The sequence below is a fragment of the Bacillus velezensis genome, assembly GCF_001461825.1.
GTDB classification, from domain to species: Bacteria; Bacillota; Bacilli; order Bacillales; family Bacillaceae; genus Bacillus; species Bacillus velezensis.
Window position 1 is genome coordinate 477,855 of record NZ_LLZC01000019.1, and the last position, 22,522, is coordinate 500,376.

Sequence of the window (22,522 nt, forward strand, 5' to 3'; positions counted from 1 at the left end):
AGGAAACGCACTAGGGGTGCTGTTATCGGCTGAGATAAAACATGCGGCAGGCGTGTTTTGATCCCTTATAACCCGATCTGGATAATACCAGCGTGGGGAAGTGCAGATTGACCGGAGCGCAGGGTTTTTCCCCATGCGTTTTCGTTCTGCTGCTGCATATTCCCTCGGATATGCAGTTTTTTATTTTTCATTAAAAAACGGGGGAGGACACCGCAATATGAAACTGAATATAAACCGCCTGTAAAATCATCTCTTTCATACATACGACTATCCGATAAGAAAGCAGGAGATCACAATGAAAAATTGGAAAATGAGAGAAATTGTCGTCATGTCCGTCATCAGTGTAGTATTTGCTGTCATTTATTTAGTATCAACTCATGCAAGCAATATAGCGGCAGGGTTTTTCGGCCGGATGAGCTACGAACCGATTTACGGTATCTGGTTTATCGTCTCGGTAATTGCCGCGTACATTATTCAAAAACCGGGAGCGGCTCTTGTTTCTGAAATCATCGCCGCGTTTGTGGAGTGCTTACTCGGAAATCCGTCAGGACCGATGGTGATTCTGATCGGGATCGCACAGGGAATCGGTGCGGAAGCGGTCTTTTTTGCGACACGCTGGCGGATTTATACCCTGCCCGTGCTTCTTTTATCCGGTATGGGGTCTTCTGTGACGAGCTTCATTTATGACTTGTTCGTTTCCGGATACTCTGTTTTGAATCCGGGTTTATTAGCCGTCATGCTTCTTGTCCGTCTGATCTCAGGTGCGCTTCTTGCCGGCCTTCTCGGCAAAGCAATCAGTGATGCGCTGGCTTACACAGGGGTGCTGAACGGCATGGCGCTCGGAAAACAATTCAAGAAGAAAAAGAAACAGGTGAACCAAGATGCAGGCATCTGAGCCCCTTCTATCGGCCGGCTGTCTTACCTTTTCTTATGATCAGGATGAAAAGCCGATTCTTCAAAACGTGTCCTTTCAGCTCCGCAAAGGAGAGCGGGCTTTATTACTCGGGCCGAGCGGATGCGGCAAAAGCTCGCTCGCTCTCTGTTTAAACGGTCTGTACCCGGAAGCATGCGATGGGGTTCAATCGGGAACCGTTTCTTTATACGGAACACCTCTTTCACATCTGACAGAACCCGCCGCCAGGTCCATCGGCGTCGTGTTTCAAGATCCGGACCAGCAGTTTTGCATGCTGACGGTTGAAGATGAAATCGCCTTCGGCTTGGAAAATTTGCAATATACAAAAGAAGATATGGACGCAATCATCGATGACGTTTTAGAAAAATTAGAGATCACTCATCTGAAAACGCGAACGATCGCTTCGCTGTCAGGCGGTTCAAAACAAAAAGTGGCGCTTGCCTGTATCATTGCGATGGAACCGGAACTCATTATTTTGGACGAACCGACGGCACAGCTTGATCCATATTCCGCACGTGAATTAGTGCGGCTGATCAAAGATCTACAAGCAAAAAAAGGCTTCGGCCTTCTCGTTATCGAACATCAGCTTGATCATTGGGCGCCGTGGATGGACAGGACGATTGTCCTTGACGAAACGGGTCAGAAGGTGATGGACGGAGAGACGGACGTTATCTTTGAAACAAAGATTGAAGAGCTGATGCAGCTCGGCATTCCGATTCCGCGTGTGATCTCTTTGCAGGAGCACGTCAGCATTCCTTTTACATTGTGTAAAGAAAAGCTGTTTCACGAACCTGTACCATCTCTCCCCGAATCCCGGCCCGCCGCGCTTTCGGCAGAAGACGCGCTGAACGTTCACGAGCTGTCATTCTCAAGAGGAGCAGACGTCATTTTTCAGGATGTGAGCTTTTCCGTAAAAAAAGGTTCAATCACCGCGATTGCCGGCCCTAACGGAACAGGAAAATCCACGCTCCTTTCTGCCGCGGCCAAGCTCATCCGTCCGCTGGGCGGAGACATCAAAATAGACGGCAGACCGATTGATTCCTATTCTGAAAAAGAGCTGCGGCGGCTGATCGGATATGTTTTCCAAAATCCTGAACACCAATTTGTCACAGATTCCGTCATTCAAGAGCTGATGTTCGGTTTTGAAAGCAGCAGAGCCGCAAAGGAGAAAGCTCTTCAGCTGTTAACCCGATTCGGCCTGAGACGCCATGCCTCACAGCATCCGTTTTCTTTAAGCCAAGGACAAAAACGCCGGCTCAGCGTCGCGACAATGCTTATGCACAATGTGAACGTTTTGATGCTTGATGAACCGACTTTCGGACAGGATGCCAAAACGGCGCGGGAGTGTATGCAAATGCTCCGTGAGATTCAAAAGGAAGGAACGGCTGTTTTGATGGTGACACACGATATGGAACTCGTCTCAGATTATGCCGACACGATCCTTGTGCTCTGCGGCACGAAACTGGTATTCCGGGGAACTCCCGACGCTTTATTTTCTGATAACACCGGGATCGCCGAGCAAGCGCATTTGGCTTTGCCGCTGCGGTATGAATGGATGAAACACGACAGGAGGCGGAGAAATGAACTTGCGGCTGGAGGCTGTTAACCCGTCAATAAAGGCGGCGGCTGTATTGTTATGCGTCATTATGCTGTCGTTTATTTATAATCCGTACACCCCTGCTTTGTTTTATATCATCATTGCAGGAGGCGTCCTCTCGGCGGGGCGTGTGCCGCTGAAAAAATGGCTGCTGTTCACGATTCCGTTTGTCATTCTGGCCTTCGGTTCTTTATGGACAGCCGCCGTATTCGGAAACGTCCCGACAACCGGAAGCAACCTGCTGTTTAAGCTCGGGCCGATTGCCGTCAACAGTGATAACGCGGCGCTCGGGATTTCTATCGCGTTTCGTATTTTATGTTTTTCCGCTTTGTCGATGATGTTTCTTTTCACAACCGATCCGATTCTGTTCATGCTCAGTCTGATTCAGCAGTGTAAGCTGCCGCCCAAGCTTGCATATGGCGTTATCGCGGGGTTCCGGTTTCTCCCTCTTCTGAAAGATGAAATCCTGATCATCCGGCAGGCGCACAGAATCAGGGGCGCGGCGTCTGATTCCGGGCTGAAAGGAAAGCTCTCCGCCGTCAGGCGCTTCACCATTCCGCTATTGGCAGGCGCAATCAGAAAGGCGGAACGCACGGCGATCGCGATGGAATCTAAAGGCTTTACGGGGAGCCGAAACCGCACGTTTTACAGAACTGTTACCGTGCGCCGCGCCGACTGGTGCTTTTTCCTGCTCGTGCTTCTGTTATTCGGCGCAAGCTGGCTCATTTCATTGTTGTTTGTATAAAAACAGGCCGCCGGAGTGATTCGGCAGCCTGTTTTGTTATGTATGTTATTGGTGATAATTGAGAGCCTGAGCGAGATTGGACTTGATCGTAATATCTGAGAAATTAATGCCGAGCTGTACGGCGGTTTGAGCGATTTCCGGCCTGATTCCGGATAAAGTGGACGTGACGCCGATCAATTTCAGCGCCTCAACTAATTTAAAAATCTGATGCGCCACCATCGTATCGACAACCACTACACCCGACAGGTCAATAAACAGATGTTCAATCAGCCGTTTTGCACATGTGCTCAGCGTATTTTCAAGAATGAATTTGGCGCGCTCCGTGTCAATATCGCCGACAAGCGGCAGCAGCGCCGTCCGTTTGCTCAGCGTGATAACCGGCGAGCTTAACTCCAAAATCATTTCTCTTTGCGCGTTCAGCTGCATTTTCGAGTTATGCTCGGCATGATCGACAAACGTGTAAATCGTAAAATCAAATACTCGTACAATTAAATTCTCCCATTTCTTCCTTTCTCCCTCTGCAAACGAAGATTCATGTTTATCGGCAAACGCATCATAATAACTGATGTATAGCCTCCGGTTTCTCATGAATTCACGGACCACATACTGGACGGGTGTATCCAGATGCTTCTGGTCTTTCGCGAGCTCAATCACCCACTGCTCGAACTCTTCTAAAAATTCTTTTTCCGGCATGATATACATTTTATTAATATGCCGGTAAAATTCTTTATCCTGCTCCGTCAGTTCTTCTGTGATGACAGGATTTGCCAAAGAATAAACCGAATTCGGGTCCGAATCTTCCATCGTTTCGATCCACTCTTTCGCAATTTGATCCGCTTGTTCTGTAAAATAGTCGTATAATGCTTCATTTATCTTCATATCTCTTCTCCTTTCCCATTTCCAATTATAGCGTCAGCGGGTCATGAATGAAAATAAAAGCTGTTAAACTATCCATTTATTTGAAATTTTTTAGTGCAATAGATTACGCCTTTTTTATGAAAATGCTTCAAATGACTCTTTCCGGCCGGCATGCTCTGCCATAAAATAGTAGCAACACCCTTGTATCCACTCGCAAGCATAAAAAAGGAGGGCTTTTTTATGAATGGTGAAATGCATTTGATTCCTTATGTCACGGATGAACAGATCATGGATGTGAACGAGCTTCCAGAGGGTATTAAAGTGATTAAGGCGCCAGAGTTGTGGGCAAAAGGGTTTAAAGGCAAGGATATTAAAATCGCGGTGCTTGACACAGGCTGCGACATCAATCATCCTGATTTGAAAGACCGGATTGTCGGCGGGAAAAACTTCACCGATGATGACGGAGGCAAAGAAGACGCGATTTCCGATTATAACGGACACGGGACACACGTTTCCGGAACGATTGCCGCCAATGATTCAAACGGCGGAATTTCGGGTGTTGCGCCGGAAGCAAGCCTTTTAATCGTTAAAGTTCTCGGCGGGAAAAACGGCAGCGGCAAATACGAATGGATCATTAACGGCATCAACTACGCCGTTGAACAAAAGGCCGATATCATTTCCATGTCACTCGGCGGGCCAAGCGATGTGCCTGAATTGAAAGAAGCCGTCGCAAATGCGGTAAAAAGCGGTGTTCTGGTCGTTTGCGCGGCAGGAAACGAAGGCGACGGAGACGAGCGTACAGAGGAACTGTCGTATCCGGCCGCTTACAACGAAGTGATCGCAGTCGGATCAGTCTCAATCGCCCGTAAATCGTCTGAATTTTCAAACGCCAATAAAGAGATTGACCTGGTGGCTCCGGGAGAAAATATTCTCTCCACCCTTCCCAACCATAAATACGGGAAGCTGACGGGCACTTCAATGGCCGCCCCGCATGTGAGTGGAGCGCTTGCCTTAATAAAAGGGCTTGAACAGGACGCGTTTCAGCGGACGCTTTCTGAGGCTGAAGTCTACGCCCAGCTCGTGCGGCGGACCCTTCCTTTGGACATCGCCAAAACATTGGCCGGGAACGGGTTTCTGTATTTAGACGCGCCTGAAGTGCTGATGGAAAGAGCCGAACAGGCACAGCTGCTGTCTTTCTGATATTTTTCTCATATAATGAATGGTCAGCTTGTCACATCACCAATTTTTAAAATGTGAGATTTTCTATTGACAGTGATCTGAATAAGCTGATAAGATAACCAACAAATGATGTAACTTTTCAAAAAAATTGAAATACTTTCTCTTATCGAGAGTTGGGCGAGGGATTGGCCTTTTGACCCCAACAGCAACCGACCGTAATTCCATTGTGAAATGGGGCGCGTGATTTTTGCGCCGAGACGACTGTCTCATAAGGCACGGTGCTAATTCCATCAGACGTGATCTGAGAGATGAGAGAGGCTTACATTTTGAAGTTAAAGCCTCTTTCTCTCATGAGAAAGGGGCTTTTTTGTTACATCTCACTTAAAGGAGGAAACTTAATGACAACAATCAAAACTTCGAACCTCGGTTTTCCGAGAATCGGCTTGAACAGAGAATGGAAAAAAGCGCTTGAGGCTTATTGGAAAGGAAACACTGACAAAGAAACGTTTCTTAAAGAACTTGACGGTTTATTCTTATCAGCTGTCAAAACACAGCTTGACCAACATATCGATATCGTGCCGGTCTCTGATTTCACCCATTATGACCATATGCTTGATACAGCCGTCAGCTTTAACTGGATTCCGGAAAGATTCCGCAGCATCACGGATCCCGTTGATACATACTTTGCGATTGCCCGCGGTGTAAAAGACGCCGTTTCCAGTGAAATGACGAAATGGTTTAATACCAACTACCATTACATCGTTCCTGAATATGACGAAAGCATTGAATTCCGTCTGACGAGAAACAAACAGCTTGATGACTACCGCCGGATCAAAGAAGAATTCGGAGCGGAAACGAAACCTGTCATTGTCGGTCCGTACACATTTGTCACGCTTGCGAAAGGATACGAAGAATCAGAAGCGAAAGCGATTCAAAAACGCCTTGTTCCTCTTTATGTGCAGCTGCTGAAAGAGCTTGAAGCTGAAGGCGTCAAATGGGTTCAGATCGATGAGCCGGCCCTTGTGACAGCTTCTTCTGAAGACGTCCGTGCCGCCAAAGACCTCTATGAAGCGATCACAAAAGAGCTTTCAGGACTGAATGTTCTCCTGCAGACATACTTTGATTCGGTTGATGCATATGAAGAACTCGTTTCTTATCCCGTACAGGGAATCGGGCTTGACTTCGTGCATGATAAAGGCAGAAACCTTGAGCAGCTGAAAAAGCACGGCTTCCCGAAAGATAAAGTGCTGGCAGCCGGTGTGATCGACGGCCGCAACATTTGGAAAATCGATGTTGAAGAACGCCTTGATGCGGCTCTGGATATCCTCAGCCATGCTGACGTTGAGGAGTTATGGATTCAGCCTTCAAGCAGCCTTCTGCACGTGCCGGTGGCAAAACACCCTGACGAGCATCTTGAAAAGGATTTGCTGAACGGCCTGTCATACGCTAAAGAAAAACTGGCGGAACTCGGCGTCTTAAAAGAAGGGCTTCTGTCCGGCAAAGCGGCCGTCAGTGAGCAGATCGAAGAGTCAAAAGCGGCACTTAAGGCTTTAAAAGCATTCGCAACAGGAGCGAACTCAGCTCAAAAAGAAGAGCTGAATCAGCTGACGGAAAAAGATTTCTCCCGTCCGGCAAGCTTTGAAGAACGATTGGCGCTGCAAAATGAATCACTCGGTCTTCCCCTTCTGCCGACGACGACAATCGGAAGCTTCCCTCAATCTGCCGAGGTGCGGAGCGCACGGCAAAAATGGCGGAAAAAAGATTGGACGGATGAACAGTACCAAGCCTTTATTAATGCGGAAACGAAGCGCTGGGTTGACATTCAGGAAGAAATCGGCTTAGACGTGCTCGTTCACGGAGAATTTGAGCGGACGGACATGGTGGAATACTTCGGTGAAAAACTGGCCGGATTCGCCTTTACGAAATATGCATGGGTGCAGTCTTACGGTTCACGCTGCGTACGTCCGCCTGTCATTTTCGGAGATGTCGAATTTATCGAACCGATGACGGTAAAAGATACGGTCTACGCCCAATCGCTGACGGAAAAACACATGAAAGGCATGCTGACGGGACCTGTCACCATCTTAAACTGGTCATTCCCGCGTGTGGATATTTCAAGAAAAGAAATCGCCTTCCAGATCGGGCTTGCCCTCAGAAAAGAAGTAAAAGCGCTTGAAGATGCCGGTATCCAAATTATCCAAGTGGATGAACCCGCGCTCCGCGAAGGACTGCCGTTAAAAACGCAGGATTGGGATGAATATTTAACTTGGGCCGCAGAAGCATTCCGGTTAACGACGTCTTCTGTGCAAAATGAGACGCAGATTCATACGCATATGTGTTACAGCAACTTTGAAGATATCGTAGATACGATCAATGATCTTGACGCGGATGTCATTACAATCGAACACAGCAGAAGCCACGGAGGATTTTTAGAATACTTGAAAGAACATCCTTACGTGAAAGGCCTCGGACTCGGTGTATACGACATTCACAGCCCGCGTGTGCCGGCAACTGAAGAAATCTATCAAATTATTGATGACGCGCTTGAAGTGTGTCCGACTGACCGCTTCTGGGTAAACCCGGACTGCGGACTGAAAACAAGACAGCAGGAAGAAACCGTTGCGGCATTAAAAAATATGGTCGACGCCGCGAAACAGGCACGAAAAAAACAAGCTCAGCTTGTATAATGAAAACAGCCATCCGCAAATCGCGGGTGGCTGTTTTTTCTGGGCGTGCTACTTATTCTTCAGCGCTTCTGCAAGTTCATATAATGAATCATGCTGCTTAATTTGATAGCCCCGCCCTTCTTTTTGCAAATACCCTTTTTGGCAGAATTGCGTCAGCACATGCAAGAGATGACGGTAAGATACACCCAAATAATCACAGACCGTTACGTGCTTCTCTTTATAAACCCCTTCATAAGCCGTCTGCAAAATAAAATCAGCAAGCCGGTTTTCAAGCGGGAACGCCAGACTTTGTGAATATTTCGAAGCCATAAGCGTTGCCTTAGCACTTAAAAACTTAGCCAACTCACGCAGGAATTTCGCATCCTGCAGCAATTGCGCGCGGCAGCGGTAAATAGGCAGAGCAAAACAAACAGTCTTCGCTGAGGCTTGAATTCCTTTTGTGTAATACACTTCATGTAATAGTTCCATCTCTCCGATGTAATCATTTTTGTTGATAAAATTAATTAAAGAAACTTTCCCGTTTTGATGGGTTACATATATTTTCGCTTTTCCTTCAATCACGTAAAACAGGAAGTCAGGCCTCCTGCCCTCTTGAATCATCCATTCGTCCCGCTCATATTCGTGCACTTCCATAAACTTTTCAGCGGGGAAAGAGAATAAATGCGCGATTGAGTGTTTTTCTAACTGATGCCGCTTTTTCTCGCCTTTATAAATTTCCATCGTCCACCCCAAAAATATGAGATATCTCATATTGTCTTTATGTCTTTACATGATAACATGCCAATTAAAGGAGGAACGGGAATGAAAGCATATCGCTGGATGAGTCTGCATTTTTTTAGTTTTTTTATGACATGGGGTGTTTTTCTGCCCTATTGGACGGGATGGATGGTGCATATAAAAGGGGTTTCCGTATCCGAAGCCAGTTTCATTATGAGCCTGGGCTTGGCGGCAAGAGGGATTTCCACATTATTTTTCTTCCCTTATTTATCAGGAAAATTCAGCAGCAAAGCCTTATTAAACGGCGCCAGAATCGGGACGCTTCTCGCACTTTTATGTTATATTCCCGCTGATTCTTTTCAAAGCCTGCTTCTTGTCACATTAGTGCTGCATGTGTTCTACCCTGCTTTAATGCCTGCTTTAGACAGCGCTTGCGGCGTCCTTGTACAGCATAACGAATTAAAGGCTTATGGGACAAGCCGCCAGTGGGGGTCCGCGGGTTTTGTTTCAGCCGGCGTCATCCTGTCCGTCTTTACAGGTATATTCGGAGATCAAGCGATTTTATGGGCACTGCTTTTGGGCACCCTGATATTCGCATGCCTCAGCTTTATGCATGCACCAGCTGTTCTCTCGAAACGGCCGGAAACAGACCGCGCAAGAAAAGAGGGTATGTTTGCCTTATTCCGCATCAAATATTTCGGTCTGGTGCTCGCAATCGTTATCTTACTGCAGGCGGCACATGCATCTTACTACAATTACGGTTATCTCTTTTTGCAGGAAATCGATGCGCCCGCATATGCCATCGGAATCATCATCAACATCGCCGTTATCGCGGAGATTATCTTCTTTGCAATCGCTGACCGATACTTTCATCAATTTACGGCAGGCTCTTTGCTCGCCTTGGCGGCGCTTGGTGCTACCGTACGCTGGATACTCGTATTTGCCTTTCCGCATATCATCATTTTCTGTATTGCGCAGACGCTGCATGCCTGTTCATTCGCTATGGGACACTATGCATTTATGAAATACTTAATTAAAAATATTTCACCGGCGCAAATCCCGAAAGCCCAAGGCATATATTCAGCGCTTGCTCTCAGCTGGAGCACTGCGGTATTTACTATTTTCGGAGGTTTTTTATATGAAATTGAACCCCGGTATGCCTTTATCGGAATGATTGTTTGTACGATACCATCCATGCTTCTCGCCCTTTTATACAGAAAACTTGAAATGAAAAAGAGAGTTTTTGCAGGAAACGCTCAAGATATGTAGCCATCGCTTTATAGACGATCACATGTCCCGCTGTCATTTTGACCGATTTGCGAATGCTGTGCGATGTATTTTCTCTATATTTAAAGTATTTCCTTCATATATGATGAATTTAATGAAGGGAATTCGTTCAGAAACTTGGACAGAGTCAGTGAATATACTGATACAGTACTGCTTACGCTTATTTCGGGGAACTTTGTTCGTAATAAAATGATTTTCAGCCAACTCATAAGGAGGGACATTGTGTCACAGCCTAATTTGCCTAATATCACCCCTGTCGTTACACTTTCCAGAGACGATACCATTAACCTTCTTCTTTCGTCAATTGCTATGGAAGAGCTGGGAATGGCACATATTCTGAATGCGGAAGGGGAAAAAATCCAATACGCGCTCGGAACGATTCCCGGATTAACAGGGCCCCCGTCAAGTCTTGCGGATATTCTGAACCTGAATGAGAGCGTCCGGGATACGCTTGACAGCTTAATGAAACAGGAGCTTCTTCTCGGTTCAAAATTGGACAGTATCTCAAATATCCCTACACTGGCGGGACCGACTGGTGCTACGGGGCCGACGGGACCAGCCGGAGGGCCCGCAGGACCTACGGGAGCAATCGGCCCGGCCGGAGCGACAGGGCCAACCGGACCGACCGGGCCGACGGGGGTCACCGGTGCGGGTCTTCAAGGGATTGTTGCTTTTAATCCGCTGATTGCTCCCACTTATACACCCGGACAGGTTGTCTTGTATAACGGAAGCTCCTATGTCGTGAACACACCTTCGCCGGCAGGGATTCCGGATACGTCTGCCGATTATACGCTTTTAGCTGCCGCAGGATCAACCGGGCCGATCGGACCAACAGGCGCTACAGGAGCCGGATTGACAGGATTGACAGCTTTTGATCCCGCTGCTGCGCCTTTTTATACAGCGGGGCAGGTTGTATTGTATGAGGGTGCTTCTTATGTCGTAAATATCAATAACCCTTCAGGCATTCCCGGGACATCGCCGGATTATACACTGCTTGCCGCCGCGGGGCCGACCGGGCCGACAGGGGTCACGGGCGCCGGACTGCAAGGCATCGTACCGTTTGATCCCCTCGCCGCCGCTGCCTATACCGCCGGACAGCCAGTTACTTTCAACGGCAGCTCTTACGTCGCAAACGTAAACAGCCCGGCGGGAACCCCTGGAGCCTCAGCTGACTATACACTTTTAGCTGCGGCGGGAATTACCGGCGCTACTGGCGTTACCGGACCGACCGGATTTACCGGCGCTACTGGCGGCACCGGACCGACCGGAATCACCGGCGCTATTGGCGAAACCGGGCCGACCGGAATCACCGGCGCTACTGGCGTTACCGGACCGACTGGAATTACCGGCGCTACTGGCGGCACCGGACCGACCGGAATCACCGGCGCTACTGGCGTTACTGGACCGACTGGAAGCACCGGCGCTACTGGCGGCACCGGACCGACCGGAATCACCGGAACAAGTCTGACAGCAACTTCCGGCTATGCAAGCAATACGGGCGGCGGTGTTGTCGCAGTTATTGTCGGCGGCACGACCATTTCTTTACCGAATGAACAAAACCTTTCTGCGGATATAACGGTTAATGCCGCAAATACCGTATTCACCGTTGCTCCGGCGGGACGTTACTATATCTCCTACCATATTAATTTAACGGCCGGCTTGCTTGTAAGTTCGCGTATTTTAATCAACGGCACTCCTCCTGCAAGTTCGATTATCGCCCCGGTCGCGTCTTTGGCAAACTTTAATAACTCCTTTATTGTGACATTGCCAGCAGGCAGCACCATCCAGCTTCAGCTGTTCGGATTATTGGGTGCGGCCACATTGCTTGGAGGAAGCGTCGGTGCAGCTTTAAACATTATTCGATTATCTTAATGGAACATGCAAAAAAAAGGATCAGGCGTTTGTCCGCTGATCCTTTTTTAATTGAGACAGAAGCTCTTGCGCGGGTTTAAATTGAGGATTGAACTTCACGGATTTTTTGGCGTAAGCGATGGCCGTCATATCATGGTTTAATTCAGCATGGCATTTTGCCATATAATAAAAAGCTCTGAAATCGGCGGCACCTTTTAAAATTAAGTGATCAGCGTTTTCTCCTTCAACCTGCGTTCCGTTTTCAAATGCTTTGATTGCCGCTCTGTACTTTTCCAAATGATATAATACAAGGCCTTTATAATAATGAAGATTGCTGTAATCAGGATATAGCTTGAGCACTTTTTCAATCCCTTGTTCGGCTTCTTCATACCGTTTGAGCTCAAGCAATATTGTATATTTCAAATAATACAGGAGAGACGGAGGCATTCGTTTTTCGCTTAAAAATTGAAAAATTGAGCCGTTGACAAGATGTAATGCTTTTTCATAGTCTTTTATTCTGTAGCATTCACTTGCCAAATGATAGACAAGCCACGGATCAGGATTTTCCTCTGAAAGCTCTTCATTTAAAATGCTGATATTCCGTTTATGTTTTTGCTTGATCTTTTCTTCCTGCTCCAAGTAGCCGTAGTGATGAATCACACATGGGATCGTGAAAAAAGTATTGTTTTCTTCCTCATTGGAAGCCGAGATATTCTCGTGAATTCTGCCTTGATACAGAAGGCCTTTATGATTGCGGAACAGTCTCGGCTGCATGCTTTCAAACGCTTCGTTTTCATCGAGCTGCTTCCCCGTATAATTGATGATTTTCAAAAGGCCCCGGCTCGGTAATCCGTCATGAAGCAGCGAAGTTAAAAAGCGGCCCGTCTCCTGATCGAGCTCTTCATCCGCGTCAAGCACTAAAATCCAATCTCCTTCGGCATGCTGCAGGGCGTAATTTCTGGCCTTTGCGAAATCATTCTCCCATTCGAAATCAAACACTCTTGCCTGAAAGCTTTTGCATATATCTTTTGTATTATCTTGTGATCCGGTGTCTGCGATGACGATCTCATCAACGATGTCTTGTACACTTGATAAACAACGGGAGATGTATCTCTCCTCGTTTTTCACAATCATGCAAAGAGTCAGTTTACATTCAGCATTTCCGCTCATTTTCTCACCTTTCCCGATTTTGGAGTTGTTGATTGAACCAAGGCCGTTCAGGAGTGCCGTTCATCGTTATGATGACAGGCCGCACCCATCTGACGGCAGGTTCGGCAGTTGATTCTGCATCCCATTCCTGAAGCTGCCTGACAGCCCGCTTCGTAATGGGATGCGCCCGGAATTCGCGCGGGCTTTCAAAAATGAATTTTTTCGTTCGTTCCGTAACTGTCTTCATTTCATGAAAGTGCCGCTCATACATCTGCTTCTGCTCTTCTTCCAAGCTGACCATTAAAAACAGCCGGCCGCCTGTTTCCATCTGACAGCGGCACAATGCGGAGAACAGCCTGATTTCTTCTTTGTAATCTGAATCCCTTCTTTTATCCACGGTCACAGATAATATATTTAACAGCGCAATCGTGAGGCAATGCATGGCTTCAAAAGATGTCTGTTTCGCTTTTGAGATGCTTGGATACGGCATATGCTTCACCCGTCTCTTTTTTTATGAACGCTCCCCGCCTTTCTTCTTCCAACCGCAGTCCTCACAATCCCCGCACTCACAGCAGCCAATGCGGCCGTAAAACAGGCCGTCACACGGATCTTCAGGATGCGGATTCGGAAAGCACGGGTCGCATGGATCTTCCGGATCACTGGGATCGTCCGGATTCCACGGGTCATCAGGATCGCCCGGATCACTCGGATTACTTGGGTCGTCCGGATTCCACGGGTCATCAGGATCGCCCGGATTACTCGGATTGCTTGGATCGTCCGGGTCCATACAGGCTTCAGAATCCTGTAAGAAGATAATGTCCTCAAGCTTCGTCTGCAAAAGGAGTTGTGATTTCATGACGGTGCGCAGGAGCCGTTCAGTGCTTCTATTGATTGATGACAATTCCTCCAAGGAGGGATCGCCGGAAGCGCCGAGAAACATTTGAATCCTTTCCGCTTCCGCCTGCAGAATATGGGATAGTCCGATTTCTTCCATAGCCACGGATGAAAGAAGGAGGTTCAGGGTCTCACATCTGGAGAGTGTAATGTCGGGGGTGATGTTCGGTATGTTTGGAAGAGACATCGATTTCTCCCTCTTTTCTCTTGGTGTCATTATGCAAAAGTGCTATATCGTATTCTTATTCCGGGAGAGAAGAGATCATTACTGATGTTTTCGTTAATAAAATATCCCGGATATAAAATCCGGGATATTCGTTCGTTGATTTATTTTAATTCAAGTTTGACGTCTACATTTCCTCTTGTTGCTTTTGAATACGGACAGAACTCGTGAGCGGCGTGCACTAGCTTCTCCGCCGTTTCTTTGTCAAGATCTTTTGTATCAATGACGAGCGTTACGCCGATTTTGTAACCTCCGTCACTCTCATCTTTTAAAAGGCTGACCTGTCCTTCAATTTCAGAGGTCATGTCGATTTTTTGTTTTTGGGCGGCAAGCTCAAGCGCTCCCCCGAAGCAGGCAGCATACCCTGCCGCAAAGAGCTGTTCAGGGTTTGTGCCGGTTTCTCCGTCTTTTTTTGCATTCGGCATGATGATGTCAAAATCCAGCACCCCGTCTTCGGATTTAATATGTCCTGCTCGTCCGCCGACTGCGGTCGCTTTTGAAGTAAATAATGCCATTATTATCAGCCTCCTCATTGTACTTACTGTATATATTGCCCCTGCTCATATTTTTAAACATGAGGAATAGGAAATGGACCGTTTTTCGGCTACAATAGGGGTAACGTTAACAAACAAAGAGTTGGTGAAAGAAGTAATGGCAGAAAAAGATTTTGAACATATGAAACTGGAGAATCAGCTTTGTTTTTTGCTGTACGCAAGCTCAAGGGAAATGACGAAACGGTACAAACCGCTGCTTGATAAGCTCAACGTAACTTATCCCCAGTATTTGGCGCTGCTTTTATTATGGGAGCACGAAGAACTGAATGTGAAACGGATGGGTGAGCTTTTGTACCTGGATTCCGGAACGCTGACACCGATGCTGAAACGGATGGAGCAGCACGGAATCATCATGAGAAAGCGGTCGGCTGAAGACGAGCGATCCGTGACGATCAGGCTCACAGATGAAGGACGGGCCTTGCAGAAAACAGCGGCGGATATCCCCATTGCCATGCTGGAACAGACGGGACGGTCAAAAGAGGAATTAAAGCAGTTAAAGCAGTCGCTTTATGAGGTTTTGAATACGCTGCACGGCAAAAAATAAGGATGCCCCGAATGGGCATCCTTATTTTTATTCTGCTGCCAGAAGCTTCACTTCAATATTTCCCGCTGTCGCTTTTGAATACGGGCAGACACCGTGCGCTTTTTGAATAAGGGCTTCAAGCTCCTGTTTATCAATGCCGGATGCTTTGACCTCAAGCGTAACGCCTAGTTTATATCCTTGGTCTGCTTCATCTTTCAGCAGACTGACATGTGCAGTGACCTCTGTTTCAATACTCAGACGCTCTTTTCTCGCTACGAGCTGAAGAGCGCTGTCAAAGCAGGCTGAATATCCTGCGGCAAACAGCTGCTCAGGGTTTGTGGCATGTTCGAGCTTTTTTGCTCTTGGCGTTCCCGGCATGGCAACATCAAGATTCAGCACTCCGTCAGAAGACGTGACTTTCCCTTCACGTCCGCCGGCGGCTGATACGGTTGCAGTAAATAATGGTTTTGTCATGTGAATTCACCTCTATTATATTGTGTACAATTTAATCTTACACAATATAATAGAAACCGTCAATCTTTCCGCATAAAAAAAGCCTACCCTTTTTGAAGGATAAGCTTAAAAGATTATACGCGGATTTGTCCGTTTCCTTTGATGATGATTTTTGTAGATGTTAACGCCGGAAGCCCCATCGGCCCTCTCGCGTGAAGCTTTTGCGTGCTGATGCCGATTTCGGCTCCGTATCCGAATTCAAAACCGTCCGTAAACCGGGTTGAAGCATTATGATACACGGCGGCGGCGTCAACGGCGGTCTGGAAGTAAGCCGCATGCTCGGCGTTCTCCGTCAGAATGGCTTCTGAATGGTTTGTGCCGTACTGCTGAATGTGGCGGACCGCCTCCTGTACGTCCTGCACCGTTTTCACACTGAGAATCGGCGCCAGGTACTCCGCTCCCCAATCGGCTTCTTCTGCTTGTTTCGCTTGAGGCTCCAGTCTGCAAATCACCTGGTCTCCCCGGAGCTCCACCCCTTTTTCTGTCAGCTGATTCAGCAGCTTTCGCCCGTGTTCTTCGGCCCATTTTTCATGAATCAAAAGAGATTCAATCGCGTTGCAGACCGAAGGACGCTGTGTTTTGGCATTGATGACGATCTCGCCTGCCATTTGAGGATCTGCTGACTCATCTATGTACACGTGGCAATTGCCCGCTCCGGTTTCTAAAACGGGTACGGTTGATTCCCTGACCACAAGATCAATTAAATTTTTACCGCCGCGCGGGATCAATACATCCAGCCCGTCATTTAATGTAAAGAGCTGTTTGGCGGTTTCTTTGCTTGTATCTTCTATGAGCTGAACGGCATCAATCGGAAGCTTTGACAGCCCCAGTGCGCGTTTCATCACACTGACAAGCGCTATGTTGCTGTGGATGGCGGAAGAACTTCCTCTGAGCACAACCGCGTTTCCGGTTTTCAGGCAGAGTGTGGCCGCGTCTACGGTAACGTTCGGTCTGGCCTCATAGATCATGCCCACTACTCCGAGGGGCACGCGGATTTTTTCAATGGATAATCCATTCTCTTTTTGAATGGTCTCCAGCGATTCACCGACGGGATCTTCAAGACCGATTAATAGTTCCACGGCGTCCGCGATATCGAGCAGGCGTTTTTCATCAAGAGTCAGCCTGTCAATAATGTCAGGTGTCAGTCCTCTGTTCCGTCCCGCTTCAATATCTTTCTGATTCTCTGTTAAAATCAGCCGGCGTTCATTTCTGAGTCCGTCTGCAATACATTGGAGCGCTTCGTTTTTTTCAGCCGTCGTTTTCATGACCATTTCGGCAGCCGCTTCTTTTGCCAAAGCCGCTTTTTGCAATACTTCACTCATTTGTGTTCCCCCTCGTCAAATAAATTCACCCAATCATCTCTGTGAATCACTTCCACCTGCTTCGTTCCTGAAAGCTGGTCGCTCCGCTTCCCTTTGGCTTCTAAAATTTCATCGGATGAGTACTGCGTCTGCCCTTTGCCGATAATGCCGCCGGGCCCTCTGACTTCCACTACAGCCCCTTTCGGAAAACTGCCGCAGACATCGGCGACACCGGCCGGGAGGAGACTTGACCCGTTATGGATCATCGCCTGCTCCGCTCCCCCATCAATGATGATTTCCCCTGATATCGGAGAATGAAACATGATCCATTGCCGTGTATTATTCACTGAGGACAGGTCTTTATCGCCGATATAAGTGCCGTCGCCTTTTCCGTCTAAAATTCCCATCAGTTTTTCCCGTCCGGAGCCGGTTCCGATAAACACCTTCACCCCGAGCGACAATGCGGTCTGGGCGGCGAGAAGTTTTGACTTCATGCCTCCGGTGCCAACCTTTGAGCCTGCTGATCCGGCATACCCGAGCAATTCTGGTGTGATGTCATTCAGATAGTCGAACCGCTTTGCGTCCGGGTTTTCATTCGGATTGGCATCGTACAGCCCGTTAATGTCTGTGAGAATCATTAATTGGTCTGCATGAATCAACCCGCTTACAAGCGCCGACAGCATGTCGTTATCACCGAACGTCAGCTCTTCGACTGATGTGGAATCATTCTCATTAATAATCGGCACGACTCCCCGCTCCAACAGTTCCATTACAGTGGCATAGGCATTTCTGTACCGCTCTCTTTTTGAGAAATCATTTCTTGTTAATAAAATTTGTGCCGGCGTCAGACCGTATCTTTTTAAATGGTCCATATATTGCTGCATTAAAAGCGTCTGGCCGACTGCGGCAGCTGCCTGCTTTCCTTTTATCGTAACGGGTCGCGACGGATAGCCGAGAGCGGAAAAACCCGCTGCCACCGCGCCTGAGGTAATGAGGATCACTTCATGCCCGTTTTCTTTTAATAAAGAAATGGCTTCCGTATGTTCCTTGATTTTTGCTTCATCAATACTTCCGTTACTGTTGGTGAGCGAGCTGCTCCCGATTTTCACAACAATTCTTTGTTTTTTCATCATTTCTCCTCCGTGGCAATCAATCCAAACCGGCTCTCGTCAATAAAAAAAGCCCATTCCGTCCTGAAAAATAAGGACGAAATGGGCTTTCCGTGGTACCACCTTGTTTGAACGCGTTTTTCACGCGTCCCGCTTTCCTGTAACGCCAGGTTATCGCGCCTGAGTTTTCCCCTCAGGACTCCAAGGCAGGTTCGGCAGGTTTCATGCGGCAAAATGTTTCAGCGGGCCATTTTGCTCTCTGTCACAGAAAGTTCTGCGTACTGATCCTCTTCAACGCTCAATGATTTTTTTATATTATGCAAAGAAAACAGGTTCTTGTCAAGACATTTTCATCCATAAAAAACAGTCCGCCTCCCCGGCGGACCGTCATTAATTAAATACGATCGTTTTGTTTCCGTGAACGATGACGCGGTCTTCCAGATGCCATTTTACGGCTCTTGCCAACACGCTCCGCTCAATCGTTCTGCCGATATTCTTCAGATCCTCTGCGTGATCTCTGTGATCGACGCGTTCAATATCCTGTTCAATAATCGGCCCTTCGTCAAGATCGTCCGTCACATAGTGAGAAGTCGCGCCGATTAATTTCACTCCGCGCTCATAAGCCCGTTTATACGGATTAGCGCCGATAAAGGCCGGCAGAAATGAATGGTGGATGTTAATAATCCGATTCGGATGGGCAGATACAAAATCAGACGTCAAAATCTGCATGTATCGGGCAAGAACGATCACATCAATCTTATACTGCTCCAGCAGCTCAAGCTGGCGCCGCTCCACTTCGGCGCGGATGTCTTTGTTAGCTTTCATGTAATGGAACGGAATATTCAGCGGTTCGACCACTTCTTTGGCCTCTTCGTGGTTGCTGATGACGACCGCAATTTCGGCCATCATATTGCCGCTTTGCCATTCCCAAATCAGTTCATGAAGGCAGTGCAGCTCCTTCGATACAAAGATCGCCACTCGCTTCAGCTCACTTGCCAGAGACAGGCTCCATGTCATGCCGAATGTCTGGGCGATTGAGGCGAACGCCTGCTGTAAGTCCTCTTTTTTCTCACGAATGCCCTTACAGTCGAATTCGATCCTAAGAAAAAACCGTCCGCCTTCAGGGTCAGTCGTGTATTGATTTGATTCAATAATGTTTGCGCCATGTTCAAACAAAAACGCCGACACGGCCGATACAATTCCCGGCTGGTCGGGGCAGCTGACAAGCAGGCGCCCTTTTTCCTCATTCCCGCGGCGGTATTCTTTCAGCCGCTGTGTCATATATGAATTCATCTGTTTTAATCCCTCGTATCTTCATAATTCGTAACTTACTAATAGATTATACTGAAGATTTGATAAAAATCAATTTACGAAAGAATTTTCAGCCCTACGGCAGCGCATAAAATAAGCGCAATGAAAAAGATGCGCTTCGCATCCTTCTGCTCGCCGTAGAAAAGAATGCCGGCTAATGCGCCGCCCGCTGTGCCGATACCGGTCCAGATCGCATAGGCCGTGCCCATCGCGATCGTCTCCATCGCATAAGAAAGCAGGGAAAAAGAAGCCGCAAATCCGGCGATAATGAAAAGAATCCATTTGACTTTCTTTTCTTTTTGAAATTGATTCATTAAAATGACCCCGAGCATTTCACAAAGACCCGCGGCTATCAGGCTGATCCAATGCATTACGCCTTCTCCTCCTTCGTCTCAGGCTTATCCTGTGTGACCAGCTTTAATCCGATGACACCGATCAGCAAAACGCCGATCAGCACGATTTTCACCGGATCGGCCTGTTCTTTGAAAAGCAGGATTTCACTGAGCACGGTGCCCGCTGTCCCGAGTCCGGTAAAGACCGCGTATACCGTTCCTACGGGCAGGCTGTCTGTCGCCTTGATTAATAGATAAAAACTGATGATGATTCCCATAATCGTGCCGCTCCACGCCAGTGCTGAATCAGCATGTTTCAGGCCGGTGACCCATACCACTTCAAATACGGCCGCTATGACCACTAAACCCCATTTCATGTTCTTCACCCTTTCTGTATCCGGACAATACAAAAAAGCCCGGATAGTCGTCTCTCATGAGATTGACTCTCCCGGGCTTTTTTCCCTCCGTGTGCATATGCGGGATATGTCCGCATATGTGTTTTCTCTCGGACCAGGCCATGTATGAACATGCGGAACCCTAGAAAACATGTCTGTTCGTATCATACTACATTTCGCCGAAACGTTCAACGTCAGATGTGATGTCAAAAACCGTCAGCTGCCTCTCCCATTTGGTAACGGTCTCACCGGGCACCATGCCGATTTTTTCCGCGACACGGACGGAGGCAGCGTTTTCCGGATCAATCAGCGCCGCTATGCGTCCGTATTGCTGCATATGAAAACCGTAGTCCAGACAGGCGTTCGCCGCCTCTGTCGCATAGCCGCAGCCCCAGTGGCGGCGGGCAAACATATAGCCGATTTCCATCAAAGTGTTTCCGTTTACCGTCTGCGGAACGATTCCGCATTGACCGAGAAATGCGCCCGTCTCTTTATCCTCTCCGATCCAAAGACTGACGCCGTATCCTTTCGCCAATCGTTTGTTCCAGGCAATCCATTCCTTCGTTTCCCGTCTGCTTTTAAGAGAAGGATAATATTTCATGACCTCTCTGTCGGTAAACAGCCCGTACAAATTTTCTTCATCGTCATCCCGCATAGTCCGCAGACGGATACGCCCGGTTGTCAGGATGGTGCCGGAAGACTTATGTTCCATCATGCACGCCACGTCTCCTTTCCCTGTAATAGATTATGGATCCGGCAGGAAAAGTCCTTTCTCAGCATAAAAAAACCGCTTTTTTAAAAAGCGGTTTGACGATTACCAAGGTTTATCTGTTCCGAGCGCCTCGGCCAGGGCTTTGCTGTGTTTTAAGCGGTTTTTTCGTTCTCCGGCGCGCTGAACGGCCGTATTGTGAAGCATGACTTCTTCCTCGGTTTCCGGCACGATCCGCGGAACGGGTACCGATTTCCCGTTTGAATCAAGCGCGACAAAGGTCAGAAACGACGTTGCCGCAAGCTCGCGTTCGCCCGTCATCAGATGCTCTTTAATGACTTTGACAAACACCTCCATAGACGATGTGCCGACCCATGTGACGTAAGATTCAAGGCATACGGAATCCTGTTGGCCGATGGGGCGCAAAAAATCTACAGAATCCATTGAGGCCGTGACTGTTTCACACCGGCAGTGGCGGGCCGCGGAAATTGAAGCGATATCATCAATGTAGCTCATCAGCTTTCCGCCAAACAGCGTATTGTGATTATTCGTATCAAGCGGAAAAACCCTGCTTGTTTTAACAACCCTTGTTTCTTTGCAAAATCTTGATTCTGGCAACTTCATATTATTTAAACTCCCCTTTGGTGTCTGGTCGTTTTGACTCATTCATCTGTACCCTATTAAACAATACTTTGACCGTTTTGTCTAAAATTTTAAATATTAAGTTGGTTAGATATTCTCTCAGAAATGTTTCATTATTCATCACATCCGGGAATAATAAACGCACATTGAATACCGATAGGAGGATATCACATGGACGTATCCATTCCCAAATCCACGCGGAAACCGGCTTGCCGCAGTGAGTTTGATGCTTTGCAGACAGTCATCTTATGCCGGCCGGAACACATGGCCATCAAGGATATTATTAACGGAACGCAGAAACATTTCAAACAAGAAAATATTAACATACCCGTTGCCCTCAAACAGCATAGTGAGTTTATTGACATTTTAAGATCTCATCAGATTGAAGTCGTCCTGCTGCCTGCCGATCCCGCATTGCCTGAACAGGTATTCACCCGGGATATCGGATTTGTTTTAGGCGAGACGGCGTTTGTTTCAAACATGGCGGCTTCAGTCCGGCAGGGAGAAGAAACAGTGTTTCAAGACCTGCTTGACAATAAGAAAATCCCTTATACGCGACTGAAAAAAGCGAACATTGAAGGCGGCGACATCTTGATCGCAGACGGCACCGTTTACGCCGGGCTGAGCAAGCGCACGGATAAAGCGGCTGTCCGGGAGCTGCAGGAGGCGCTGCCGGAGATGACGGTTGTGCCGATCCCTCTCAAGGAGGATTTCTTACATTTGGACTGTGTATTTAATATGATCTCGGAAACGGAAGCGCTATACTGCAAAAATGGCTTGCGGCAGAAAGAAATTGATCTTCTCACCGAACGTTTTGAGATGATAGAAGTGCCTGAAGAAGAGCAATTCACGCTCGGCCCGAATATCCTGTCAATCGGCAATCAGACAATTATCAGCCTGCCGCAGCACCGTCATACGAACCGCGAGCTCAGAAAAAGAGGTTATACGGTCATTGAAACCGAGTTTTCCGAAATTATTAAATCAGGCGGTTCCTTCCGCTGCTGCACCTTGCCGCTTGTCAGAACATCTTAAA

At 47.7% G+C, this 22,522-nt stretch carries 23 protein-coding genes, 3 riboswitches and 1 other annotated feature; of the genes, 9 read left to right on the forward strand and 14 right to left on the reverse strand.

The window, feature by feature from the left end; genetic code table 11:
- The first annotated feature begins 2 nt into the window (after positions 1-2).
- A riboswitch (TPP riboswitch) is annotated at positions 3-116 on the forward strand.
- Between the two features lie 179 nt (positions 117-295).
- Genes AR442_RS12860 through AR442_RS12870 form a run of 3 tightly spaced genes read left to right on the forward strand, consistent with a single transcriptional unit; the run spans position 296 to position 3,255 of the window.
- On the forward strand, positions 296-895 hold the full coding sequence (locus AR442_RS12860) for an ECF transporter S component (RefSeq protein WP_014417560.1): 600 nt from the start codon (positions 296-298) through the stop codon (positions 893-895).
- On the forward strand, positions 882-2,519 hold the full coding sequence (locus AR442_RS12865; RefSeq protein ID WP_053285013.1) for an ABC transporter ATP-binding protein: 1,638 nt from the start codon (positions 882-884) through the stop codon (positions 2,517-2,519). Before AR442_RS12860 ends, AR442_RS12865 begins: the two co-directional genes overlap by 14 nt.
- Entirely contained in the window at positions 2,494-3,255 is a 762-nt protein-coding gene (locus tag AR442_RS12870; protein ID WP_053285014.1) for an energy-coupling factor transporter transmembrane component T family protein, read from the forward strand. The genes AR442_RS12865 and AR442_RS12870 overlap by 26 nt, the downstream gene beginning before the upstream one ends.
- Before the next feature lie 45 nt (positions 3,256-3,300).
- On the opposite strand, the gene AR442_RS12875 is transcribed toward AR442_RS12870, so the two are convergent.
- A complete protein-coding gene (locus tag AR442_RS12875) occupies positions 3,301-4,134 on the reverse strand; it encodes an STAS domain-containing protein (RefSeq protein ID WP_053285015.1) in 834 nt (277 codons plus the stop codon).
- A 219-nt stretch (positions 4,135-4,353) separates the two neighbouring features.
- On the opposite strand from AR442_RS12875, the gene AR442_RS12880 reads away from it, so the two are divergent.
- Together AR442_RS12880 and metE are read left to right on the forward strand one after the other, a co-directional pair.
- Positions 4,354-5,313, forward strand: coding sequence for a S8 family peptidase (locus AR442_RS12880; protein WP_029974679.1), 960 nt, complete (start codon positions 4,354-4,356; stop codon positions 5,311-5,313).
- Between the two features lie 139 nt (positions 5,314-5,452).
- Positions 5,453-5,607, forward strand: a riboswitch (SAM riboswitch).
- A gap of 83 nt (positions 5,608-5,690) precedes the next feature.
- Complete coding sequence (gene metE / locus AR442_RS12885) at positions 5,691-7,979, forward strand: 5-methyltetrahydropteroyltriglutamate--homocysteine S-methyltransferase (protein ID WP_053285016.1); 2,289 nt, start codon at positions 5,691-5,693, stop codon at positions 7,977-7,979.
- 48 nt (positions 7,980-8,027) lie between these two features.
- On the opposite strand, the gene yeiL is transcribed toward metE, so the two are convergent.
- Entirely contained in the window at positions 8,028-8,699 is a 672-nt protein-coding gene (gene yeiL, locus AR442_RS12890; protein WP_053285017.1) for a transcriptional regulator YeiL, read from the reverse strand.
- Positions 8,700-8,780: 81 nt separating this feature from the next.
- On the opposite strand from yeiL, the gene AR442_RS12895 reads away from it, so the two are divergent.
- Together AR442_RS12895 and AR442_RS12900 are read left to right on the forward strand one after the other, a co-directional pair.
- Positions 8,781-9,965, forward strand: coding sequence for an MFS transporter (locus tag AR442_RS12895; RefSeq protein WP_053285018.1), 1,185 nt, complete (start codon positions 8,781-8,783; stop codon positions 9,963-9,965).
- 240 nt (positions 9,966-10,205) lie between these two features.
- Entirely contained in the window at positions 10,206-11,855 is a 1,650-nt protein-coding gene (locus AR442_RS12900; protein WP_053285019.1) for a BclA C-terminal domain-containing protein, read from the forward strand.
- 21 nt (positions 11,856-11,876) lie between these two features.
- Here AR442_RS12900 and AR442_RS12905 read toward each other — a convergent pair whose 3' ends face one another.
- The 4 genes from AR442_RS12905 to ohrB all read right to left on the reverse strand — a co-directional run bounded on the left by AR442_RS12905 (position 11,877) and on the right by ohrB (position 14,615).
- On the reverse strand, positions 11,877-13,004 hold the full coding sequence (locus tag AR442_RS12905; protein WP_053285020.1) for a glycosyltransferase: 1,128 nt from the start codon (positions 13,002-13,004) through the stop codon (positions 11,877-11,879).
- 4 nt (positions 13,005-13,008) lie between these two features.
- Complete coding sequence (locus AR442_RS12910) at positions 13,009-13,473, reverse strand: hypothetical protein (RefSeq protein WP_014417550.1); 465 nt, start codon at positions 13,471-13,473, stop codon at positions 13,009-13,011.
- Positions 13,474-13,494: 21 nt separating this feature from the next.
- Positions 13,495-14,064, reverse strand: a complete 570-nt coding sequence (locus tag AR442_RS20870) for an alpha-helical endospore appendage domain-containing protein (RefSeq protein WP_014417549.1) — start codon at positions 14,062-14,064, stop codon at positions 13,495-13,497.
- 140 nt (positions 14,065-14,204) lie between these two features.
- The gene (ohrB, locus tag AR442_RS12920) at positions 14,205-14,615 is read right to left on the reverse strand and encodes an organic hydroperoxide resistance protein OhrB (protein ID WP_003154758.1); all 411 of its coding nucleotides are present in this window, start codon (positions 14,613-14,615) and stop codon (positions 14,205-14,207) included.
- A gap of 73 nt (positions 14,616-14,688) precedes the next feature.
- Between ohrB and AR442_RS12925 the strand changes: the two genes are divergently transcribed.
- Positions 14,689-15,198, forward strand: coding sequence for a MarR family winged helix-turn-helix transcriptional regulator (locus AR442_RS12925; protein WP_014417547.1), 510 nt, complete (start codon positions 14,689-14,691; stop codon positions 15,196-15,198).
- A 27-nt stretch (positions 15,199-15,225) separates the two neighbouring features.
- Here the strand turns inward: AR442_RS12925 and AR442_RS12930 are convergent, their stop codons facing one another.
- The 8 genes from AR442_RS12930 to AR442_RS12965 form a co-directional block, all read right to left on the reverse strand.
- Entirely contained in the window at positions 15,226-15,651 is a 426-nt protein-coding gene (locus tag AR442_RS12930) for an organic hydroperoxide resistance protein (RefSeq protein ID WP_007610880.1), read from the reverse strand.
- Positions 15,652-15,764: 113 nt separating this feature from the next.
- Positions 15,765-17,012 carry a glutamate-5-semialdehyde dehydrogenase gene (proA, locus tag AR442_RS12935; protein WP_014417546.1) on the reverse strand — a complete coding sequence of 416 codons (1,248 nt, stop codon included), beginning with the start codon at positions 17,010-17,012 and terminating at the stop codon, positions 15,765-15,767.
- Positions 17,009-18,121 (reverse strand): glutamate 5-kinase, encoded by a 1,113-nt coding sequence (proB, locus tag AR442_RS12940; RefSeq protein ID WP_007610876.1) that lies wholly within the window; start codon positions 18,119-18,121, stop codon positions 17,009-17,011. The genes proA and proB overlap by 4 nt, the downstream gene beginning before the upstream one ends.
- A 69-nt stretch (positions 18,122-18,190) precedes the next feature.
- Positions 18,191-18,404 (reverse strand) — a binding site (T-box leader).
- 86 nt (positions 18,405-18,490) lie between these two features.
- A complete protein-coding gene (gene purU / locus AR442_RS12945; protein ID WP_003154764.1) occupies positions 18,491-19,393 on the reverse strand; it encodes a formyltetrahydrofolate deformylase in 903 nt (300 codons plus the stop codon).
- Between the two features lie 74 nt (positions 19,394-19,467).
- A complete protein-coding gene (locus AR442_RS12950; RefSeq protein WP_007407235.1) occupies positions 19,468-19,782 on the reverse strand; it encodes a DMT family transporter in 315 nt (104 codons plus the stop codon).
- Positions 19,782-20,120, reverse strand: a complete 339-nt coding sequence (locus AR442_RS12955) for a DMT family transporter (protein WP_053285021.1) — start codon at positions 20,118-20,120, stop codon at positions 19,782-19,784. Before AR442_RS12955 ends, AR442_RS12950 begins: the two co-directional genes overlap by 1 nt.
- A 66-nt stretch (positions 20,121-20,186) precedes the next feature.
- Positions 20,187-20,295, reverse strand: a riboswitch (guanidine-I (ykkC/yxkD leader).
- Between the two features lie 12 nt (positions 20,296-20,307).
- Positions 20,308-20,853, reverse strand: a complete 546-nt coding sequence (locus tag AR442_RS12960) for a GNAT family N-acetyltransferase (RefSeq protein WP_053285022.1) — start codon at positions 20,851-20,853, stop codon at positions 20,308-20,310.
- A gap of 99 nt (positions 20,854-20,952) precedes the next feature.
- Entirely contained in the window at positions 20,953-21,471 is a 519-nt protein-coding gene (locus AR442_RS12965; RefSeq protein ID WP_021493808.1) for an acyl-CoA thioesterase, read from the reverse strand.
- Positions 21,472-21,660: 189 nt separating this feature from the next.
- On the opposite strand from AR442_RS12965, the gene AR442_RS12970 reads away from it, so the two are divergent.
- Positions 21,661-22,521, forward strand: coding sequence for a dimethylarginine dimethylaminohydrolase family protein (locus AR442_RS12970; protein ID WP_053285023.1), 861 nt, complete (start codon positions 21,661-21,663; stop codon positions 22,519-22,521).
- The last annotated feature ends 1 nt before the right edge of the window (position 22,522 follow it).

Excerpts from the sequence above, each read along its gene's own strand:
- AR442_RS12860 (WP_014417560.1), top strand. The coding sequence starts at position 296 with ATGAAAAATTGGAAAATGAGAGAAATTGTCGTCATGTCCGTCATCAGT.
- AR442_RS12865 (WP_053285013.1), top strand. The coding sequence starts at position 882 with ATGCAGGCATCTGAGCCCCTTCTATCGGCCGGCTGTCTTACCTTTTCT.
- AR442_RS12870 (WP_053285014.1), top strand. The coding sequence starts at position 2,494 with ATGAACTTGCGGCTGGAGGCTGTTAACCCGTCAATAAAGGCGGCGGCT.
- AR442_RS12875 (WP_053285015.1), bottom strand. The coding sequence starts at position 4,134 with ATGAAGATAAATGAAGCATTATACGACTATTTTACAGAACAAGCGGAT.
- AR442_RS12880 (WP_029974679.1), top strand. The coding sequence starts at position 4,354 with ATGAATGGTGAAATGCATTTGATTCCTTATGTCACGGATGAACAGATC.
- metE (WP_053285016.1), top strand. The coding sequence starts at position 5,691 with ATGACAACAATCAAAACTTCGAACCTCGGTTTTCCGAGAATCGGCTTG.
- yeiL (WP_053285017.1), bottom strand. The coding sequence starts at position 8,699 with ATGGAAATTTATAAAGGCGAGAAAAAGCGGCATCAGTTAGAAAAACAC.
- AR442_RS12895 (WP_053285018.1), top strand. The coding sequence starts at position 8,781 with ATGAAAGCATATCGCTGGATGAGTCTGCATTTTTTTAGTTTTTTTATG.
- AR442_RS12905 (WP_053285020.1), bottom strand. The coding sequence starts at position 13,004 with ATGAGCGGAAATGCTGAATGTAAACTGACTCTTTGCATGATTGTGAAA.
- AR442_RS12910 (WP_014417550.1), bottom strand. The coding sequence starts at position 13,473 with ATGCCGTATCCAAGCATCTCAAAAGCGAAACAGACATCTTTTGAAGCC.
- AR442_RS20870 (WP_014417549.1), bottom strand. The coding sequence starts at position 14,064 with ATGTCTCTTCCAAACATACCGAACATCACCCCCGACATTACACTCTCC.
- ohrB (WP_003154758.1), bottom strand. The coding sequence starts at position 14,615 with ATGGCATTATTTACTTCAAAAGCGACCGCAGTCGGCGGACGAGCAGGA.
- AR442_RS12925 (WP_014417547.1), top strand. The coding sequence starts at position 14,689 with ATGGACCGTTTTTCGGCTACAATAGGGGTAACGTTAACAAACAAAGAG.
- AR442_RS12930 (WP_007610880.1), bottom strand. The coding sequence starts at position 15,651 with ATGACAAAACCATTATTTACTGCAACCGTATCAGCCGCCGGCGGACGT.
- proA (WP_014417546.1), bottom strand. The coding sequence starts at position 17,012 with ATGAGTGAAGTATTGCAAAAAGCGGCTTTGGCAAAAGAAGCGGCTGCC.
- proB (WP_007610876.1), bottom strand. The coding sequence starts at position 18,121 with ATGAAAAAACAAAGAATTGTTGTGAAAATCGGGAGCAGCTCGCTCACC.
- purU (WP_003154764.1), bottom strand. The coding sequence starts at position 19,393 with ATGAATTCATATATGACACAGCGGCTGAAAGAATACCGCCGCGGGAAT.
- AR442_RS12950 (WP_007407235.1), bottom strand. The coding sequence starts at position 19,782 with ATGCATTGGATCAGCCTGATAGCCGCGGGTCTTTGTGAAATGCTCGGG.
- AR442_RS12955 (WP_053285021.1), bottom strand. The coding sequence starts at position 20,120 with ATGAAATGGGGTTTAGTGGTCATAGCGGCCGTATTTGAAGTGGTATGG.
- AR442_RS12960 (WP_053285022.1), bottom strand. The coding sequence starts at position 20,853 with ATGATGGAACATAAGTCTTCCGGCACCATCCTGACAACCGGGCGTATC.
- AR442_RS12965 (WP_021493808.1), bottom strand. The coding sequence starts at position 21,471 with ATGAAGTTGCCAGAATCAAGATTTTGCAAAGAAACAAGGGTTGTTAAA.
- AR442_RS12970 (WP_053285023.1), top strand. The coding sequence starts at position 21,661 with ATGGACGTATCCATTCCCAAATCCACGCGGAAACCGGCTTGCCGCAGT.